Source organism: Pseudoclavibacter sp. CFCC 13611 (assembly GCF_008831225.1).
GTDB lineage: Bacteria > Actinomycetota > Actinomycetes > Actinomycetales > Microbacteriaceae > Pseudoclavibacter_A.
Window position 1 is genome coordinate 498427 of sequence record NZ_WBKE01000001.1, and the last position, 20125, is coordinate 518551.

Below are 20125 nucleotides of genomic sequence, written 5' to 3' on the forward strand. Positions count from 1 at the left end.
CTGCTCAGTGCAGAAGTGACTTCTGACGCCGCTTCTGCGCTGAGCAGTCGCTGTCTGCGCTGATGGGGTACTCGATTTGCCGCAGACCCCTACGTGACCGGGCCTGAACCGGGTCAGAACCGATGAATCGCCCGGCACACTGAACTCACTTGATCACGAATGCCTTTGGCAGCCGACTTCAGGCTGTCGAGACTTCCGAGGAGTTCACCTATGAGAAGACACCTTCATCGAATCGCCCTGTTTGCCGCCGGGGCACTGCTCTGCGGCCCGGCTGCAGTGACATCGACCGCCCCTGCCGCATTTGCCGAAGACGACAGCAGACACCCCGATCAGCTGCTCACGACGCAGAGCACGCAGCAGGTGCTGTGCGCGCTCTCGAAGAGTGAAACAGCGGATGCCGCAACAGTGAGTTCTCTGCGTCGAGGAACAGCGTCGCTGGTCGTCGATCGGCAGGAAGTCACCTCTGCATGGATCGACATCGAGCGCTCCGACCTCGATCCGGCACAACTGCACATCACGCTCGAGAAAGAGGGCGCGGATGGGGCTCCCGCGACGACCGTGATCGACGGCACTGCGGGCTCCGGCTCGGGCGATGCCTCTGCATCAGTGCACGCCACCACGTGGGGTGTGACCATCGTGACTCCGCTGACCGTCGGCGACTACCAGCTTCGGGTCAGCACGCCGCAGACGGATCTCGAGCAGTCGACCGTCGCACTGACCACACTCGACCAGAACGGCGTCTGGGTCGATGCGCAACAGCGCATGATGCCGCTCGCGCTTGACGAACCTGGGCCGGATGACGGGGCATGCGAAGATCCCGACCACGGCGGTGGCCAGAACGCGGGTGGGGCAGAGAAGGCCACCGACGGCTCGAACTCCGACTCCGATGCCGCGCATGACTCTGCTGCAGACACCGCCAACGACGGAGCCCTCGCGCGCACCGGCATCGCCATCGGCTGGACCCTCGGCATCGTCGCCGCCCTGCTGATCGCAGGGCTCGCACTGCTCTGGGCAAACCGCCGACGCACGATCGAGGCCAGCGCGGCGTCACATCCGACGAACACCGATCAGGAGAACGACCGATGAGACACCGCACCGATACCTCTGCACTCGTTCGCACACATCGCATCCGCACGCTGGCCCAGACGCTGGTCGCGGCGGGCGTAGCCCTCGCAGTCGGCCTCAGCCAGGCATCGCTCGCCGCGGCCGACACCTCGACCAACCCGAACGACACGCCGCTGACCCCGGCGACGGGCGTCTCAACCATGGGGCCGGGTGAAACGTACATTCCGATGGTCGACACCGAAGCCGGCAAATGGCCGAAAGTGGCAGACGGTGCCGCTCCCGTGCGCAGCTTTCACACCGCCGGCGCAGACGTGTCCGTGCCGCTGGAGCTCGCTGCCCAGGGCACTCCCGCCGAGACCGACCCACAGGATGCCGTCGTGCGCGTGACGGTGCTCACCGCACCGGGTGCACCGGGCGGTGCGCCGACCCAAGTGCTCGCCGGCGGCGACGCCTTCTTGTCTGTGCCAGCAGGCGAGAGCCGCAGCACGATGGTCGTCATGCCCGTGCAGAACAAGGCGATCGCGCTGCATACGACCACCGAGACGAATCTGCGCATCGAGAAGATGGCCACGTTCAGCAGCAAGACCGGAACACCCGGCGGGCTTCAGGCGGTCGACCAGCCTGTGGTGCGCGCCGATGCGGCCGTGGGTACAAGCGCGCCGCAGCTGCGTGCCGTGCCCGGCGAGACCGAGCCGGGGATGCTGGGGGCGTCCGCCCCGACGTCCGGGCTCGGCGGATCGCTGACGTTCGGCGTCACCGGTCAGGGCGGGGTGCCGAGCGCCGGTGTGCGCTCGGTGTCGCTGAGCATCCGTCTGCAGTCGAACGTCGGGCAGACGGTCACCGTCGCCGGCCAGCGTCTGCAGACCTCGCCGGGGGAGGACGTGCTCAACGTGTTCGCAGACCCCGACGCACAGGGCAACGTGACGATCGAGACCGAACAGCCGACCAGCGTGCGCGCCGCCGTGCGCGGCTGGGTCGACAACGGCGGCCAGAACGCCGAGACGCTCAACGCCGGCTCCGGGCTGATGAGCCTCGGCGCGGCTGCGGTGCGCAGCGACGAGCCGGGCGACGGTCAGCCTCGCAGCTATCACGTCGAGGCCGGAGATGCGCAGGCAATCGACCTCACCGGGGCTCCGAGCGACGCGGCGTTCGCGTTCGTGCAGGCCGACGTCACAGGGGTCACGACCCGCAGCCAGCTCGAGGTCGGCGACTTCTACCTTGGTCGTGGGCGGGGGCTCGCCGTACAGCCGCAGAGGACTGAGAGCGAGCTGATGATCGTGCCCGTCGTCGGCGGAGTCATCACGATGCGAGAGGGCGCAGCCGACGTCACTCTGACCGTGCGGCAGTATGTGCTCAGAGATCACGACGGTTCAGACGTTCGCCCGGACGAGAACGATCGCATGCTCATCACGAGCCCTGATAATGGCAGCACGCAGCACCTTGAGCACAGCGCGACGTTCACGATGCAGGGGCTCTATACACAGGGGCAGAGCTCGCTCGACCGCATTGAGATCCATGCGCGCAAGGCGTCTGGCGGTGCTCCCAGTCTGGTCGCCACGGCAGAGGTCGCCCCTGACCCCGATCACCCCGAGACGCTCGCCTGGCAGGCAGAGGTGAGTGCGCCCCAAGGCGGCGACTACGTGTTCACCGCTGTGGGCAAGGACGCCGACGGAACGCTTGCCACACAGGAGATCACCCTGCACATCGAACTGCAGAGCGATACGTCGACGCCGATGGTGTCCAATGACGCCTGGGTGCTGCGCAGCGGCACGTTCGTCAAGGCCGAGGATGCGCTGGCCGCGCCCGACCAGACTGGGGGGACCCCGGGCAACGGCCTGCTCGAGGAGAATCCGAGCAGCTCGTCTGCGCAGATCGACGAGGTGCAGGCCGACAGCGTGCTGGTCACCGACCAGCCGCCGTTCGCGCCGGGCGACGTGTTCGTCACTGGCTCGATCGACGCAGAACAGAGCGGTGTGCTGCGCACGGTGCAGTCGATCGATCGCACTCCACAGGGTTGGCGGGTGCATACTGCCGATGCTGCTCTGACCGATGTCTTCCAACAGGTGGATGTCGCGCAGCAGACCGACACGGCACCCTTGGTCGACCCCGCGAAGGTGAAAGCCGAGACCGCGTCGCAGCCAGTTGCCGACAGCGACCCGGTCACCATTGAACGACCGGCGTCTGGCGAGGGCGTGCAGCCGCTGCAGGTCGTGCCCTCCGTCGACGTGTCGTCGGGCAGCCAAGGCCACGAGACGACCGACTGCACGGTCACTGAGAACGTGGACGACGACCTGACCGGTCGACAGGATCAGACCGCTCCGGTGTGTCCGGAGTCTTCTGACGAGCACGGGTCGCTGAGTGACGGCGTCGGAGCGCACGTCGAACAGGGCTTCAAGGCCACCGTCCAGCTTGCCTGGGACACCAAGAAAGACCCCTTCGGGGGAGACGTACTGGTCGATGACGTGAAAGACATCTCCCAGCTCGCTCCACAGGAACGAGCCTCACGGGAGGCCAAGACTGCGCTCGACGGAGGAGTCTCTCTCGGGTTCACTGGCGAAATGACGCTCGGTGTCGACGTCGGGCTGAAAGTCGGACTCCGATGGGGGTGGGTGCCCAAGCCGTTCGTCAAAGACCTGCATGCGATCATCGAGAATCAGACGAAGGTGAGCTACTCACTGAAAGCATGGCTGAAGGCGAGTGCCTCGGCGAAGGCGAAGTATCGTCTCGTGAAGCTGCCCATCTCGGCGATCACCGTGATGGCCGGCCCTGTTCCGGTCATTTTCAAACCGTATGTGAATGTCAACGTCGGCGCTCAGATCTCGTTGACGGGAAGCCTGATCATGTCGGGCTCCACCACCACCAAATCAAGGTACGGCTTCACCTATGCAAATGGAAAAGTGACGAAGGTCGCCGTCACGGAGAAGTCCGGAGACCCGGTCAAAGCCACCAGTTCTGGTGTGACCATGACAAAGTCGGTCAAGATCGACGCCTCGGCAGGGCCGTCACTCGAAGCGGGAGTGCTGCTGTACGGGGCACTCGGACTGCAGGCCGAGCTGAGCCTTGCCGCGGGAGCGACTGCACAGGGAGCGTGGGAGCAGGGGGTCGTGGACGGCCAGCCCTTCAACCGGCTGAAGTACTCGGCGTCAGCCTACCTGGCAGCCGGTGCCCAGGGATCGGCCGAAATTCGCATTCCTGTGGTCGACTTTCGCCTGAAGTCGTTCCTGCTGGTCGAATTCTCTCGACGGCTCGACATCTGGCACGGAGAGGGAAAGATGGACCTGCCGCAGTGATCGTCGCCATTCGCTCTGGTCGAGGGTTTACAATCCCTGTGCAGATGCACTTGGGGGAGAGGGCGCATTCGCACACCCTCGATCAGAACGGAACCTCGCACTGTGGCGATTCAGACACTCACCCGACGGCGAGCCGAACTTGCCGATCAGCTCGCCCGTCGTGCGCTGCAGACACCTGATCGCACAGTGCTCATCACCGGAGCCTCCGGCGTCGGCAAGACGCTGGTCGCCGCCGAGGTGCAGCGGCGGATGCGGACACAGGACTCTGCCCACCCCGACTCGAGGGTGTTCACGCTCCAAGTCTCGCCAGGCGTCGTCTCATCTGGCGACGCTCAGACCGACCGGAGATGGCTTCGACGGCAGCTGCTGCGCGCAGCACGCGAGGCTCGACTCGAGCGGGTCGACCTCGCCACCATCGAACGAGGCGGGGACGACCGTGCCATCCTCCATGCGCTGGAAGCGCTCAGCGAACCCGGCCTTGTGCTTCGACTTGAGAACGCGGACGGGCTCGATCCGGCATCCGCCGCGTTGATCGCGGAGGCCGCCGACGCAGCTGCCATCGCGCTGCTCATCACGACACGAGATCGCGCCGCGCTGCCTGAACCGCTCTACGAGCGAACGCGTCGGTCGGACGCCGTTTCGTGGCGGCTCGCGGCCCTCGACGGCGACGAGACGCGTGAGATCGTCGATGCTCATCTCGGCGGCGAGACGCATTGGCAGGCGGCGGCCCAGCTGCACGCCCTCACCGCGGGCAACCCGGAGCTGCTCGATGCGGTGCTCGCAGATCTCGACGACGCCGACGGGTGGCGGGTCGTTCGCGGCATCCGGCTGCTGCGCGACGGGGTGTCGGTCGGGCACAGGTTGCGGGAACACCTGCGACGGCTGCTGCGCAGTCGAGACGACGCCGAGGTCGAGCTGCTGCTCGCGATCGCCATGGCCGGCGACCTGCCGGTGCGCTCCGTCGAGGTGCTCAGCGCACCCGCCGTGGTCGACCGCAGTCTGGCCGACGGCCTGTTGCAGCAGCATGACGGATTCGGCGTGAGCGGTCAACGGCTGTCGGTGAGCCCCGAGGTGACTCGGCAGACGCTGCTCGACGTCTCGGGGCGGGCCGCTCGACATCGCGCGCTGCGGCATCTGGACAATGTGCCAGCGGTGCTGCGCTCAGCGTGGGGACCGAACAACGAGGCCGAGGTGATCAGGCAGCGCCTTGATCTCGAGCCTGAGACGGTCTCTGCCGCAGAGCTGCTCGCGGCTGTCGGCGCCTTTGTCGAAGGCGGGGCGCTCGATGCCTCGGTGCCGCTGCTTCAGCAGGTGATTGGCAGTGACGAGCTCAGCAGTGCGGAGCTCGATGAGGCACGGTTCCAACTGGCTTACGCTCTGCTGCGCACAGGCCATGAGGATGGCGCGCGTGCGATGGTCGGCCAGTTGGGCGATCCGTTGACGGCGGCGTTCGCCGGGCTGTGGTTCGACGAGTCGGAGACGGTGCATACCGGTGTCGACGCGGCCGCAGTGCGGCTGCTGAACGCGGTGCGTGGAGTGCGACAGGGACAGATGGTCGACGTCTCGCAGCTCGATGCGCTGGCAGCCGATCCTGCTGCCCCCTCACGGCTGCGTTGGCTCGCATGTGCGTATGCGCTTCTGGCCGGGCTCGAGTCTGGCGTGCCACTCGTACGAGTAGAACGGGTGGAATCGGCGATCGCCGAGATGTCTGTGCAGGCCAGCCGCATCGACCGATGGATTGCGAACGATCTGACCCACGCACACGTGCTCGGGCTGCTCAGCCACCGCCGCCCCTGGGCGGCGCAGTCTGCAGCGATGGTGCTCAACGGGATGGCAGTGACCTCGGTCAGCAATGCGAATGCGTCGCTGGGACTCGGGGTGATCGCGAGCGAGACGGGTGATCTGCGCGCGGGGCGGCGGATGCTGCGACAGGGGTTGGTGCTGCTCGACGACTCCGATCCGACCGGGCTCGCCGCCTACGCGGAGTCTGCGCTCGAAGCCGTGCAGCTGCAGCTCGATGAGGGACCGCCACCGGCTGACGACCTGTCATATGCGGCTGAGCCCCGGCGAGGAGTGCCGAAGCGGGAGGGCGCACGGTCTTACGGCGTCTCGCGGATGTTTCGCATGGACATCGTGCGCCGAGATCTGCTCACTCATGCCATGCGCACGTGGCGAGCCGATCGCATTGCGGGTTCGGACGGCGACGGCCAGCAGAGCATGCTCGGAGACTGGGACGCGGTGCGCGCAGCCTATGATGCGGCGATCGAGGTCGAGACTGCACACAGACACGCATGGGCGGCTCTGCAGCTGCTGCACGATCGAGCTCGCCTGCTGCCGGGACCGGTCACGACCGAGTCTGCTGAACTGGCCGAGCGGCAGGCAGACGAACTCGACGGCGAGCTGGCGCGCGCGATGGTGCTCTTTGTGCAGGGCAGGGCGCTCGGAGATGCAGCGATGATCGGGCGTGCTGCCGAGGCCTTCGGGGCGGTGGGGCGGATCGTCCCGCAGGCCGAGGCACTGGCAGCACGGGCGGGGCTGCTGCGCGAGCAGGGTCAGCGGTCGGAATCCGACGCAGAACTCTGGCGAATGCACGATCTGCTGTTGGCGGCGGGGCCGGTGAACACACCGCTGCTGAACAGAGTGCGTTGGAACGATCCACGGTTCTCGCATCGAGAGCAGCAGATCGCTCCGCTGGTGGCTCGGCACCTCACCAACCGGGAGATCGCAGCACATCTGGTGCTGTCACCGCGCACGGTCGAAGGCCACGTGCAGCGCATGCTGCTGAGACTCGGCATCGATCATCGCGCTCGAATCATCGGTGACTCCGAACGGCCGCTGCCTGGGCAGCAGGAGGACTGAGCCCTCTCAGGCGCAGTCAGTGCTTGCGTGTGCCGAACACGATGAGCACGACGCTCAGTGCGGCGATGATCGCACCGATCACGAACATGACGCCGTAGGTGATCATCGGCGCCAGCGCCGACAGAATGGCGGGAATGAAGAATCCCAGATACGTCAGCGAGTAGTACACGCCGACCATGCCGCCGAGGTGCTCCGGCCGGGCATTGCGCTGAGTCTCCTGGAGTCCGGCGATCAGCAGCAGGCCGTATGCGAAGCCGAGGGCAGCGGCAGCGATGACGGTGATCACCATGCTGTGCGTGAATGCCGAGAGCGCGGCGATCAGCACACCGACGATCACGGCGCACATCGCCGAGGCGATGGCCCGCTGGCTGTGCGGCTTGATGAACTTGCGAGCCATCTGCTGGCTGAGCACGCCGAAGCTCAGTGCGACGAAGCAGAGGATCCCGGCGAAGGCCACCTCGAAGCCAGGCACCTGATCCATCACGAGCGACGGCAGCACGGCATAGGCACTCGCGGCAGCGCCGAACACCCACGGGGCCATCGGCAGCACGACGAGCAGAAAACGCGGTGAGACCGCCTCTTTGAGCTTCAGCGCCTGCCCCAGCGACTCGTGCTTGGTCGACACCTTGGTCTCGTCGCCCAGGGGCACGCCGGTGACCGTCGGGTTGGTCTCGGGTGTGCCGATCAGCATCAGCCACAGCGCCGCGGTCAGCACGATGTTCACGGCATAGGGGGCGATCTCGGGAATCGGGGTGAACTGTGCCAGCAGCGCAGCGACGACGGCGCCGAGAGCGAACCCGACCGTCAGCGCCATAGTGGCTCGGCGGGCACCTGCGCCAGCATCCCCGGAATTCGAGTACGGCCTGGTCGACAGCTCTTTGATCCAGCTCGACCCGACTGCCATCACCAAGCCGAGCGCGAGGCCCGAGAAGATGCGGCCGACGAAGAGCAGCACGTGATCGTCGCCGCCCAGCATCAGCAGGATGCTGCCCGCGATAGACAGAGCAGGGGCGAGATGCATCAACGGCCGACGGCCGCGCAGATCAGAGAGCGGGCCGCCGATCAGCAGGGCGGGAATGATGCCCACGACATATGCCCCAAGCAGTACGTTCACACTCTGCACGCTCATGTGCTCGTGGATGCGATACATCGCGAGCAGCGGGGTGAACTCGTTGCCACCCCACGCCACGGCGAAGAGCACCCCGGCGGCGGCAAGCCAGTCGGGGCGCTTCGGCTGCCAGCGTGGGTGCCGGCCCGGTAGTGCGGCTGCGGCGGATGCGTTGGACGGATTGTGCTGAGACATGCGTGTGGTGTTTCTCGTTTTCACTCGACGAATCGAACTTGATGGCTGGTGGACTTCTGCGACGCTGCAGGGGTGCTGCGTCGGCGACACTGCCGAGCGACTGAGGTGGCGAATGCCGGTGCGGCGGATGTCGCAGTCGGCGGAGTGCGGATGTGTCGGCCCGGCATACGGCCGAGCTGAGACGAAGCGGGCTGAGTTCAGCGTGCGATCAACGGGGGCTGGCTCCATGAATGTCGCTGAAATGGTGGTCGAGCGCTTTGACGAACTGATGTGGATCGCCGGTGCGCAGCGCCTCGAGCAGATCGTGATGCTGCTTGAGCACGCGGTAGGGGCGGTCGCTGCCGGTCTTGACGGCATAGGCCGTCATACGACGCTGGCGGTCGCTGAGCTGCTGATATACCGCAGTCAGAATACGATTGCCGGCCGACTCGACGAGAACCTGGTGAAAGTGCAGATCGGCGACGATGAACGCCTGCAGGTCGGGGTCGTCGGCGAGTGCGGCCTCTTGGCTGACCAGCGTTGCCTCGAGCTCGTCGGCCACCTTTTTGAGTAAGGCGGGAGACGCGGCGAGTCGGCTTGCCGCCCACGACTCGATCAGACGACGAGCCTCGAGAATCTCATTGCCCTCGCTGCTGTCGACGCCTTCGACAAGGGCTCCGCGCTTGGGATAGAGATGCATCCAGCCTTCGGCCTGCAGCCGAAGGAACGCCTCGCGCACCGGAGTGCGACTGACGCCGAGCTGTTCGGCGATCTCGCCTTCGCTGAGCAGTGTGTTCCCCGCAATGTCGCCGAGGATGATGCGCTCTTTGAGATCGCTGTAGACGCGTTCTGACGCCAACGCCGCCACAACCAGCCCCCTTCGGGTATACAACATAGATACAAGATGTATCTAGGATTGTACACCCGCCGAGGGCTGGCGCAAAGTCACAGGCGCGTCGCGCTGAACAGAGTCAGTCGCGGCTGCTGGCAAGAATCGCGAACAGACGCAGGAACTCCACGTAGAGCCAGATGACCGTGACGGCGATGCCGAAGGCTGCGGTCCAGCCGAACTTGGCCGGCGCTCCCTGCTGCACACCAGTCTTGACCATGTCGAAGTCGAGAACGAGTGAGTACGCGGCCATGATGACCACCAGAATGCCGACAATGACGCCGACCGGGATGCCGAAGATCTGCATGCCCAACACGCCGAAGGGGTTCGACGTCGCGCCGAAGACCATCATGCCCACGTTGATCAGGCTGAACAGCAGGTAGCCGCCCATGGCGATCATCAGGATCTTGGCGCCCTTGGCCGACGCGCGCACCTTGCCGCTGCAGAAGAGCACCAATGTGACGGCGAACACGCTGAGCGTCGCCAGCACCGCCTGAACGACGATGCCACCGTAGTACGTCGTCGCGAACACCTGCGAGATCGCTCCGACGAAGAGCCCTTCGAAGACGCCGTAGGCGAGGATGAGCGGCACGGACGGCTGCTTCTTGAACGAGTTGACCAGGCCGAGCACCAGGCCCACGATGACGCCGGGAAGCAGCAGCACCGGGAACATCCAGCCGACGACGGCACCGACGAGAATCGTGCCGAAGAGCATCGCGGTCTTCACGATGACGCCGTCGTAGGTCATGCGCTCCGAGGCTGGCAGCGCCGAGCCCGCGGCCGGGAAGGCCTGCGGCTGAGTCTGCTGAGGAAGTCCCTGTTGCGTCTGCTGTGTCTGGGGTTCGGCCCCGGCCGGGCGATCGTACATCTGGCGCAGCTGATCTGCCGTTGCGGTCTCACCCACCTGCGGCGTCTTGCCGTTGAAATAGGGGTTTCTCGAGAGAACGGGGTTGTCCAGAGCCACGAAGGCCTCCTCATTGTCGTGTCGTGGTCAGCCGCGCTGTCAATGTCGCTGATCGGCAGCGGTGCCGCGGCGCATACACATTCTAGAGAACGCAGCTGTGCGCAGCCTATTCCCCGCGGGCCGCCACAGCCTCGTCCACGGCGCGAACCAGATCGTCGTCGCCGAAGACAAAGCCGTCTTCGGTGAGTCGCTGGGGAACCACATGCTGATCGGCGAGCAGCAGGTCGTCGGCTGCGGTGCCGAGTGCCATGCGCAGTGCCCATGCCGGCGCCGGCAGCAGATGTGGGCGTCGCAGCGCCCGGGTGACCGCACGGGTGACCTGCTCGCTCGTGGCACCGCTGGGCGCTGCGATGTTGGCCGGCCCGGCGATCTCGCTCTCGGTGGCCAGATGCACATAGGCAGCCGCCTCGTCGCTCAGTGACACCCATGGCCAGTGCTGTCGCCCCGAGCCGAGCCTGCCGGCGAGGCCGAACTTCGCAAGGGTGACCAACGGGCCGAGAGCGGCACGTGTCGAGAGCACGATTCCGGTGCGTGCATGTGCGATGCGTGTGCTGTCTGCCGCAGCACGCGTCGCGGCCTCCCAGCGGCGTGTGACGGCAGCGAGAAAGCCTTCGCCGGGGGCGGCCTGCTCGGTGAGCCGTTCGCCGGGGCGGCTGCCGTAGAAACCGACCGCCGACGCCGAGACCCAGGCGGCCGGGGGCTCTGTCGAGGCCGCTATGGCCCGGGCGAGCGTACGAGTGCTCGAGACACGGCTCTCAAGGATGCTGCGGCGACGCGATTTGGTCCACGGCAGCTTCGCGATGCTGGTTCCGTTCAGAGAGATGACGGCGTCGGCCCATTCGACGGACTCGGGGTCGATCTCAGCGGTCGTCGGCTGCCACTGCCATGTGGGGGTCGAACCTGAATCGCTGTGCGAGCCGGGGCGTGTGAGTATGCCGACCTCGTGGCCGGTGTGGGCCAGCTGTCGACGGATTTCGGACCCGATGAGTCCGCTGGCTCCCGCGATGAGCACTTTCATAGTCACTCCTCTTCACTGGTGATGCCTGTTTCACTGGTGATGCCTGTGTTTCACCGACCATACCTGCAAGTAGCTTACTTGGTAAGCATGCGGTGTTACGATCAGTTCATGCGCACCTCGCCCGACAGCTCTGACCGTACCGGCTCGCCGACTCTGCAGGGCGGAAAGACCGACTCGCGTCGGCCGAGCCGTCAGCCGAGCCGCTGGCTGCGCATCGGGCTGCCCGTCGTGCTCACGCTGCTGTGGCTGGTGTTGGGAGGGCTGGGCGGGCCGACCTTCGGCAAGATCTCACAGGTCGCCTCGACCGATGCGACCACATTTCTGCCTGCCAGCTCACAGTCGACGCAGGTGCAGCAGTGGCAGCAGCGCTTCGCGGACGACCCCGACGTGATTCCTGCGGTCGTCGTCTTCACCACTGAAGACAACCGCGAGCTCACGGCCGGCGACCTGCAGCAGATCACTGATCGCGTCGCCGCCGCCGCAGACGGCGCCACCGCCTCTCCGGTGATCCCCAGCGAAGACCGGCAGGCGGCGCAGGTCGTCATCGAGCTCGACCGCGGCGACGGACCGAAGGCTCCCGTGCAGCAGCTGCAGCAGGCTCTCGCCGACGCTGGCCCGGCATCCACCGACATCGAGGCACACGTGACGGGGCCGGCCGGCTACGCCGCAGACCTCAGCGCAGCCTTCGCCGGCATCGACGGAGTGCTGCTGATCGTGGCTCTGAGCGCCGTGCTGGTGATCCTCGTGCTGGTCTACCGGTCGCTGCTGCTGCCTTTGCTGGTGCTGCTCACTTCTGTGTTCGCTCTCTGCGCCTCGATCCTCACTGTCTTCTGGCTCGCCAAGGCGGGTGTCGTGCAGCTGAACGGGCAGTCGCAGGGCATTCTCTGCATTCTGGTGATCGGCGCGTGCACCGACTATTCGCTGCTCATCGTGCACCGATATCGCGAGCTGCTCACCACAGAGCCGAGCGTGTGGAGGGCGGTGCTCGCCGCCCTGCGCGCGAATCTCGAACCGGTGGCGGCTTCGGCCGGCACCGTCATCGCCGGGCTGCTCTGTCTGCTGCTGAGCGACCTGAACTCGAATCGCAGCCTCGGCCCAGTGACCGCGATCGGCATCGTCTGGGCGTTCCTCGCCGCGATGACGTTGCTGCCGGCACTGCTCGCGCTGGTCGGCCGAGCCGGCTTCTGGCCGAACGTGCCGCGACTGCGGGCCGCACATGTCTCGAACGAGCGCACCGGTCGGCTCTGGCCCGCGGTGGCCCGATTCGTCGACCGTCGTCATCGCACGGTGTGGATCGCGAGCGTCGTGCTGCTCGCCGCTGGTGCGACCGGGCTGTTCGGGCTGAACGCGAACGGCGTGCAGCAGCGCGACCTGGTGCTCACCGAGAATCAGTCGTCGACAGGTCAGGCGCTGCTTGAGCAGCACTTCGCAGGCGGCACAGGCAGCCCGGTCACCGTGATCGCAGACGCGACGGATGCGTCGGCTGCCTTGGACGCTCTGCGTGCGGCCGACGGCATGAGCGGTGCGTACCAGGTGACGGACGGTCCGAGTGGGGCGCCTATTCCGGGGGCGCAGCCGCTCGAGGTCGACGGGCATGTGCAGCTGCGTGCGACGCTTGAGCACGGCGCCGACGACCCGAGCTCGGAACAGGCCGTGCGCGAGCTGCGCGCCGACCTGGCCACTGCCGCCCCGAGCGCGCTGGTCGGAGGGGTCACTGCGACGGCGGTCGACACCAATGACGCCGCCATGCACGACCGCAACCTGATCATTCCGGTCGTGTTGGTGGTGATCACGATCATCCTCATGCTGCTGCTGCGTTCGATTGTGGCGCCGATCATGCTGCTGGGCGCCACGGTGCTCTCGTTCGCGGCAGCTCTCGGCGTCTCGTCGCTGATCTTCGACCACGTGCTGCACCTGCCCGGTGCCGACCCCTCGGTGCCGCTCTACGGGTTCGTGTTCCTGGTCGCGCTCGGCGTCGACTACAACATCTTCTTGATGACGCGGGTGCGCGAAGAGACCCGGTTCTTCGCCGAGAACGGCGTGCCCGATGCAGACCTGACGAGAAGGCAGCAGCATGATGCACATCTCAGCACCCGACGGGGCATCGACGAGGGACTGGTGCAGACCGGCTCGGTGATCACCTCGGCCGGCGTCGTGCTCGCAGCGACGTTCGCCGCACTCGGCGTGATCCCCATCCTCTTTCTGCTGCAGCTCGCCATCATCGTGAGCTTCGGCGTACTGCTCGACACGATTCTGGTGCGGTCGCTGCTGGTGCCTGCGCTCGCGATCTCGATGCGTCGAGTGCTCTGGTGGCCGTCGCGCCTTGATCGTGCGGGTTCTTCGAAACGCGGGGCATAATGTCTTCAGGTCGGCTGCCGCAGCCGACCGACTCACCCCATCGAACGGAGCAAGGCATGGCGCTGTACGCGATCACTTACAAGTACGTCGACGACGCGGAGAAGCTCGGCGAGGTGCGTCCCTCACATCGCGCCTACCTCACCGGGCTGCTTGAGAACGGGCAGAACCTTGCCTCGGGGCCGCTGACCACAGCAGGCCCGAACACCGCGCTGCTGATCTTCCAGGCCGACAGCATCGAGCAGGCCGCCGCACTGAGCGACGACGACCCGATGGTCGCCAACGGTCTGGTCGCCGAGCGTCACGTGCAGGAGTGGAACATCGTCATCGGCGGCTTCTCACACTGATCGTTCGACCAGCACTCGCGCCAGAGCGCGCAGCGCGGCGTCGAGCTCGCGGTCGTCGAGGTGCCCGTAGCCGATGACCAGCCCGTGTCGTGACTCGCTCTGATCGCCTCCGCTCCAATAGGTCGACAGTGCTGACACGGCGATGCCCGCTGCGGTGCAGCGGCGCATGAGATCGGCTTCGCGGTCGGGGGATGCCGTGCTCGCGTCGATCTGATCGCTCGCGTCGTCCGGATCCCTCGTTCGCAACGCACCCGTGGTGTCGCCGTCAGATGTCACCTCGATGACGGCGTGCAGGCCGCCGTCCATGGGAAACACCGTGATGCCTGCGAGCCCCTGCAGCTGCGTGAGAACGCGGCTGCGTCGCTGGCGATAGATGCGACGCATCCGAGCGGTGTGCCGGCGCAGCTCGCCTGACGACAGATACTCGGCGAAGGCGGTCTGCGTCATGGCCGACACCGGTGAGCCGAGATCGCGGCGCACCTGCAGCATCCGTTTGCGCAGCCGATCGCCGGCGATCACGAAACCGGTCGCGACCTCGGGGGCGACCGTCTTCGAATACGTGCCAAGGGTGACGACCACCCCGTCGTGCGGATCGTCCAGGGCGGCGAGCGCAGGCAGCGGCTGGCCGACGTAGCGCAGCTCGGAGTCATAGTCGTCTTCGATGACGATCACCTCGTGACGGCGGGCCCAGTCGAGCAGTTCGCGGCGACGGTCGGCAGGCAGCGACCCGCCCAACGGATACTGATGGCTGGGGGTCACGATCACCGCGTCTGGCATCGCCGCGGGAGGCCGCGGCAGTCGGTCGGTGAGCAGCCCCGACGTATCGACCTGCAGACGCTGGAGTCGCGCGCCCAGACGGGTCACCACGCGTCGCAGCGACGGGTAGCCCGGCGACTCGACTCCGATGACCGGGGCAGCGGTGCTGCCGAACGACGCGAGCATCAGCAGGGCCAGCCCTTCGCGTGCTCCCGCAGTCACGATGACCGCATCGGCGTCGCGCCTGACCCCGCGCATGCGGCGCAGATGCTCGACGATCTGCCTGCGCAGTTCTGGCAGTCCGGCTGGTGGCACGGGGGCCGGGACCGTCTCAGTCGCCGTTCGCCAGGCCGCGCGCCACGCCGGCGTGATCAGGTGCTCGGTCGATGGTCGATCGGGTGTGAGGTCGTGAACGATGCGTGGCGTCCGGGACGAGGTCTGTGTGTGCGCCTGTGCATGCGCGCCGCTTGGCGGCGAGGGCGGAGTCGGCCGTTGCTGCGAGGGCAGTGACACCTGGGCGCGGTCAGGCGCCGGCGGGCGCGGATGCGTCACGGCCAGACGCGGGTTGACTCGCGTGGCCGACCCCCGCCGAGCTTCGAGATACCCCTCGGCACCGAGCTGTTCGAAGGCGGTCACGACCGTTCCCCGAGACACGCTCAGCTGCCTGGCCCAGGCTCGCGTCGACGGCAGCGCGTCGCCCGCATCGAGCACGCCGGTGTCGATCAGCTCTCGAACGGCCGAGGCCAGCTGCGCCGGCAGCGACTCGGCGCGCTCGGGGCGCAGATCGATCGGCAGTTCGAGAAGCTGAGCGGCGCGCATGCACTCCAGTGTGACCTATGATCGGCAAAGTGGTCCAGAGAAATCGCAGGATACTGGATCTTGTCGCATGCCACTCCTCGGGCGACAGTTGAGGCCATGACTGAGAACCAGACCCTCGCTGACCAGACCGCTGCTGCCGACACGACCATCGCATCCGCCTTCGGCACGCCCCTCGTCAAGAGCGGGCTCGCCGACATGCTCAAAGGCGGCGTCATCATGGACGTCGTGACTGCCGAGCAGGCGCGCATCGCCGAAGACGCCGGAGCCGTCGCCGTCATGGCGCTCGAACGCGTCCCGGCAGACATCCGCGCGCAGGGCGGTGTGGCGCGCATGAGCGATCCCGACCTGATCGATTCGATCATCGCGGCGGTGTCGATTCCGGTGATGGCGAAGGCGCGCATCGGGCACTTCGTCGAAGCGCAGGTGCTGCAGGAGCTCGGCGTCGACTACATCGACGAATCCGAAGTGCTGAGCCCCGCCGACTACGTGAATCACATCGACAAGCAGCGGTTCACCGTGCCTTTCGTGTGTGGTGCCACCAATCTGGGCGAGGCGCTGCGCCGTATCGCCGAGGGGGCGGCGATGATCCGGTCGAAGGGCGAGGCCGGCACGGGGGATGTGTCAGAGGCGACCAAGCACATCCGCACGATCAGGGGAGACATCGCCCGACTGCAGGCGCTCGCCGCCACAGAGCCGGAGCAGCTCTACGTCGCGGCGAAAGAGCTGGCGGCGCCGCTGCCGCTGGTGCAGTGGGTCGCGGAGCACGGCGAACTGCCGGTCGTGCTGTTCACCGCTGGCGGCATCGCCACGCCCGCAGACGCAGCGATGATGATGCAGCTCGGTGCCGACGGCGTGTTCGTCGGCTCGGGCATCTTCAAGTCGGGCGAGCCCGCAAAGCGCGCAGCCGCGATCGTGCGCGCAACCGCCCAGTATGACGATCCGGCGGCGATCGCCCAGGCCTCACGCGGTCTCGGCGAGGCGATGGTCGGCATCAATGTGGCCGACCTGCCCGCGCCGCACCGCCTCGCCGAACGAGGATGGTGACAATGCCTGACCCGACGGGCAGTCACCTGACCGGGAGCCACCTGGAGGTGCACGTGCGGCCTGAACCGAGCATCCGTCGCACGGCAGACCGGGCTGTGCGCTCGAGACCAGATCCGAGCATCCGTCGTGTGGGCGTGCTCGCGGTGCAGGGTGGCGTGCGCGAACACGTCGATCTGCTGGCATCGATGCAGGTGCTGCCCGTGCCGATTCGGCGTTCGGCCGATCTCATCGGCCCAGACGGCCCTCGGGTGGATGCCATGGTGCTGCCCGGCGGGGAATCGTCGGTGCTCGATCGGCTCACTCGCGCGCTCGGCCTCACGGATGCGCTGAGTGAAGTCATTGCCGCCGGACTGCCGACGCTCGGCACCTGCGCGGGGCTGATCATGCTGGCCGATCGCATCGAGAACCCGGCGCCGGGGCAGCGTTCCCTCGGGGGTCTGGACGTTACGGTCGACCGCAACGCCTTCGGGGCGCAGGTGGTGTCTGAAGAGGCCACGGTCGAGACGATCTGGGGGCCGGTGCGCGCGGCGTTCATCAGAGCTCCGAGGGTTGTGCAGCTCGGGGGAGCGACCGTGGCCGCGCGTCATCGGGGTGAGATCGTCGCCGTCACACAGGGGAACCTCATCGGGGTGGCGTTTCATCCCGAGCTCACGGGTGACACCACGGTGCATGAGCAGCTGCTGAAGCTGGTGTGACGGCTGGTGCTGCTGGCGGTGCCGCTGGTGCTGGTGCTGGTGCTGGTGCTGGTGCCGCTGGTGCCGCTGGTGCTGGTGGTGCCGCTGGTGCTGGTGCCGATGCTGGTGCTGGTGGTGCTGGTGCTGCTGGCGGTGCCGCTGGTGCTGGTGCTGGTGCTGGTGCTGGTGCCGATGCTGGTGCAGCTGCGCTGCTCCTGAATCATCTGCCAGCGCTGCTGCTCAAATACCCACCTGCGCGGATTGGTCCAGGCCGCCACCGTTTGCGGGAGAATCGGCGTTTTCCTCCAAACAGTGGCGGTCTCGGCCAATCCGCGCAGGTGCGCCGCTGTGCAAGATGCCTCTGCCCAGGGCATCCTGCACAGCGGAACCCGTGCTACCGCACCGAGGCGCGGCGCAGTGCCAGGTACTGTGACAGACAGGTGATCACGATGATGACGCCGGTGAATGCGGCCAGCCACCACACGCTGAAGTGTTCGCCGAGCCAGGGCCAGGCCGGGACCGACAGCAGAAGCACGAGTGCGACGATCAGGGCAAGTGCGATGGCCACGATCGTCGGGCCTTTATTGCCGAAGCGCACCCAGATCGCGCCGAAGGCTCCGCCGATCGACAGCGACGCGAGCGTGCCCAAGAACAAGGTCACGAGGAGCTGCCAGAGCGACCCTGAGCCGAACAGCAGCGTGTCGAAGACATAGACGCCGATGAACCAGTGGTTCGTGGCGATTTCGAGCAGCAGAAGCGCACCGCCCAGAAGTGCGACGTAGACCGCCATCAGCAGATGAAACGCCAGCGTGCCGAGCGTGAACGAGCGGCGTGTGCTGCCCAAAGCAAGCACGAACGGAAAGGTCGTCGAGACCGAGGCGACACCCAGGTAGATCAGAAATCCGGGTAGGGACCACGCCGCACCCGAGTTGTTGCGCAGCCCGCTGACGAACTCCGGGTCGCTTGGGCTGCCACCGGTCGCACGCTGAATCGTCAGCGAGATGATCACAGAGACCACGAACACCAAGCCGAAGATGAGCGCCGGGGTGAGCACGCTGCTCGACGGAACGTTCAGCTGAAGCCGGGTGACCCGGGCGATGCGCTGCAATGGGGTCGGGCGGCTGACGGAAGGCCCGGGACGTACCGGGTCGGAGTCGACGGTGCCGTCGAGGCGGGAAGAGAAGGCTGGGGAAGTCATGATCACTCCTTAGACAGTTGTGGCGCGCGAAGCGTCGAGGTTTGTGGTCGGGCGGGCAGCACGTGCGTCTGTGAGCGAACCCGCACCGAGCGCGCTGACGATCTGCTGCAGCGACGCGGGTCGAACATCCACGCCGTCGGCCCCGGCGGCTGCAACGAGCTCGCGGCCGGCCTGCCCACGCACGGTCACCGTGCTCAAGGCGCCGATTTCGTGTGAGTGCAGCACATCTCTGCCCTCGAGGTACGGCTCGACGCGTGTGGTGACGCCGCTCAGCGTGAACGCGAAGCCCGCCAGGTCGTCAGCACTGCGGTCGAGCACGAGCCGCCCGCGGTCGAGCACCAACACGTGATCGAACAGCGGCGCCATCTCGTCGATCAGATGCGTCGAGGCGATGATCGTGCGTGGGTGCGCCGAGTAGTCCTCGATCAGCACGTCATAGAAATGCTGCCGGGCCGTCGCGTCGAGCCCGAGGTACGGTTCATCGAGAAACGTGATCGGCGCTCGCGAGGCAAGACTGATGACGACGCCGAGCGCCGAGAGCTGGCCGCGGCTGTACTTCTTGACCTTGGTCTTGGCCGGCAGTCGAAACGCCTCGACGAGGCGGGCCGCCAGTGCAGCATCCCACGCCGGGTGGAACAGCGGTGCGATGCGCAGCGCATGCTTCAGCTGGTAGTCGTCGGGGTAGCGCTGGTTGTCGCGGATGAAGCTGATGTCGTCCTGTACGGGCGCCGACTCGAACGGGTCGCCGCCCGTGACGTGGATGCTGCCCGCAGTCGGGCGATCCTGCCCGGTGAGCAGCGCCATCAGGGTGGTCTTGCCTGCGCCGTTGCGACCGAGGAGCCCGATGATGCTGGGCTGCTCGATGGTGAACGATACGTCGTCGAGGGCTGCGACGTCACCGTATCGGCGGGTGACGTCGGCCACTGAGATGATGGGGTTCTTCATTGGGGCCTCCTGTCGAGGTCGGGCTTGTGGGTGTGTGATGCCTGGGCACTCTGCGTGGTCTGGATTGTCTGTGCGATCGCGCTGCGCACCTCATCGGGGGTGAGCCCGAGGCGCTGCGCCTCTCGCAGCATCGGCGCGACGAACTGTTCTGCGAAGTGGCTGCGGCGTTCGGCGAGCAGCTGTGCTCGGGCGCCGGTGACGACGAACATGCCGCGACCCCGGTGCTTCTCGAGCAGCTGACGGTCGACGAGCAGATTGAGCGCTTTGCCCGCTGTCGCCGGATTGATGCGGTGAAATGCAGACAGCTCGTTGGTCGACGGAACCGCTGTGCCTTCGGCGTATGCGCCGTTGGCGATGTCGTCGGCGATCTGGTCAGCGAGCTGGATGAAGATCGGCCGGTCGTTGTCGAATGCCACGGATCACCTGCTCTCTGTTGCTCGGTTCTGTTCCATCAGTGTCGCGTACTTGGGTTCATTAGTCAAGTAATGAACCCAAGTACGCGTGCGATGCCTTTGCAAATTGCTCTAGGTGCATATCGACTCATGCCAAATGTCAGCCGGTGCGATCGACTCATGCCAAATGTCGGGTGAGAACACCCATCCATGCCAAGTTCCATGTCT

The 20125-nt window shown here is 66.5% G+C and carries 16 protein-coding genes; 8 read left to right on the plus strand and 8 right to left on the minus strand.

What is annotated here, in order from left to right:
• The first annotated feature begins 210 nt into the window (after positions 1 to 210).
• From F8O08_RS02165 to F8O08_RS02175, 3 genes are all read left to right on the plus strand, one after another.
• Entirely contained in the window at positions 211 to 1086 is an 876-nt protein-coding gene (locus F8O08_RS02165; protein WP_158042426.1) for a hypothetical protein, read from the plus strand.
• Positions 1083 to 4355, plus strand: a complete 3273-nt coding sequence (locus F8O08_RS02170; RefSeq protein ID WP_158042427.1) for a hypothetical protein — start codon at positions 1083 to 1085, stop codon at positions 4353 to 4355. Before F8O08_RS02165 ends, F8O08_RS02170 begins: the two co-directional genes overlap by 4 nt.
• Positions 4356 to 4457: 102 nt before the next feature.
• Entirely contained in the window at positions 4458 to 7214 is a 2757-nt protein-coding gene (locus tag F8O08_RS02175; RefSeq protein ID WP_158042428.1) for a LuxR C-terminal-related transcriptional regulator, read from the plus strand.
• A 16-nt stretch (positions 7215 to 7230) separates the two neighbouring features.
• On the opposite strand, the gene F8O08_RS02180 is transcribed toward F8O08_RS02175, so the two are convergent.
• The 4 genes from F8O08_RS02180 to F8O08_RS02195 all read right to left on the minus strand — a co-directional run bounded on the left by F8O08_RS02180 (position 7231) and on the right by F8O08_RS02195 (position 11367).
• Complete coding sequence (locus F8O08_RS02180) at positions 7231 to 8517, minus strand: MFS transporter (protein WP_192497688.1); 1287 nt, start codon at positions 8515 to 8517, stop codon at positions 7231 to 7233.
• A 208-nt stretch (positions 8518 to 8725) separates the two neighbouring features.
• A complete protein-coding gene (locus F8O08_RS02185; RefSeq protein WP_192497689.1) occupies positions 8726 to 9364 on the minus strand; it encodes a GntR family transcriptional regulator in 639 nt (212 codons plus the stop codon).
• 103 nt (positions 9365 to 9467) lie between these two features.
• Positions 9468 to 10343, minus strand: coding sequence for a Bax inhibitor-1/YccA family membrane protein (locus F8O08_RS02190; protein WP_158038805.1), 876 nt, complete (start codon positions 10341 to 10343; stop codon positions 9468 to 9470).
• 112 nt (positions 10344 to 10455) lie between these two features.
• On the minus strand, positions 10456 to 11367 hold the full coding sequence (locus F8O08_RS02195) for a TIGR01777 family oxidoreductase (protein ID WP_158042429.1): 912 nt from the start codon (positions 11365 to 11367) through the stop codon (positions 10456 to 10458).
• Positions 11368 to 11475: 108 nt separating this feature from the next.
• Between F8O08_RS02195 and F8O08_RS02200 the strand changes: the two genes are divergently transcribed.
• Positions 11476 to 13725 carry an MMPL family transporter gene (locus F8O08_RS02200; RefSeq protein ID WP_158042430.1) on the plus strand — a complete coding sequence of 750 codons (2250 nt, stop codon included), beginning with the start codon at positions 11476 to 11478 and terminating at the stop codon, positions 13723 to 13725.
• Between the two features lie 56 nt (positions 13726 to 13781).
• Positions 13782 to 14069, plus strand: coding sequence for a YciI family protein (locus tag F8O08_RS02205; RefSeq protein ID WP_158042431.1), 288 nt, complete (start codon positions 13782 to 13784; stop codon positions 14067 to 14069).
• On the opposite strand, the gene F8O08_RS02210 is transcribed toward F8O08_RS02205, so the two are convergent.
• Complete coding sequence (locus F8O08_RS02210) at positions 14061 to 15644, minus strand: PLP-dependent aminotransferase family protein (protein WP_158042432.1); 1584 nt, start codon at positions 15642 to 15644, stop codon at positions 14061 to 14063. The two genes, F8O08_RS02205 and F8O08_RS02210, sit on opposite strands and share 9 nt — an antisense overlap.
• Before the next feature lie 96 nt (positions 15645 to 15740).
• Between F8O08_RS02210 and pdxS the strand changes: the two genes are divergently transcribed.
• The 3 genes from pdxS to F8O08_RS10780 are packed head-to-tail and all read left to right on the plus strand — an operon-like array spanning position 15741 to position 17581.
• Positions 15741 to 16688 (plus strand): pyridoxal 5'-phosphate synthase lyase subunit PdxS, encoded by a 948-nt coding sequence (gene pdxS, locus F8O08_RS02215; RefSeq protein WP_158042433.1) that lies wholly within the window; start codon positions 15741 to 15743, stop codon positions 16686 to 16688.
• Positions 16689 to 16690: 2 nt separating this feature from the next.
• Entirely contained in the window at positions 16691 to 17383 is a 693-nt protein-coding gene (gene pdxT, locus F8O08_RS02220; protein WP_158038749.1) for a pyridoxal 5'-phosphate synthase glutaminase subunit PdxT, read from the plus strand.
• Between the two features lie 6 nt (positions 17384 to 17389).
• Positions 17390 to 17581, plus strand: coding sequence for a hypothetical protein (locus F8O08_RS10780; protein ID WP_192497690.1), 192 nt, complete (start codon positions 17390 to 17392; stop codon positions 17579 to 17581).
• A gap of 175 nt (positions 17582 to 17756) precedes the next feature.
• On the opposite strand, the gene F8O08_RS02230 is transcribed toward F8O08_RS10780, so the two are convergent.
• Genes F8O08_RS02230 through F8O08_RS02240 form a run of 3 tightly spaced genes read right to left on the minus strand, consistent with a single transcriptional unit; the run spans position 17757 to position 19921 of the window.
• Positions 17757 to 18560, minus strand: a complete 804-nt coding sequence (locus F8O08_RS02230; protein WP_225733536.1) for a hypothetical protein — start codon at positions 18558 to 18560, stop codon at positions 17757 to 17759.
• A 9-nt stretch (positions 18561 to 18569) separates the two neighbouring features.
• Entirely contained in the window at positions 18570 to 19505 is a 936-nt protein-coding gene (locus tag F8O08_RS02235; RefSeq protein WP_158042434.1) for an ABC transporter ATP-binding protein, read from the minus strand.
• A complete protein-coding gene (locus F8O08_RS02240; RefSeq protein ID WP_225733537.1) occupies positions 19502 to 19921 on the minus strand; it encodes a GntR family transcriptional regulator in 420 nt (139 codons plus the stop codon). The genes F8O08_RS02235 and F8O08_RS02240 overlap by 4 nt, the downstream gene beginning before the upstream one ends.
• Positions 19922 to 20125: the final 204 nt, after the last annotated feature.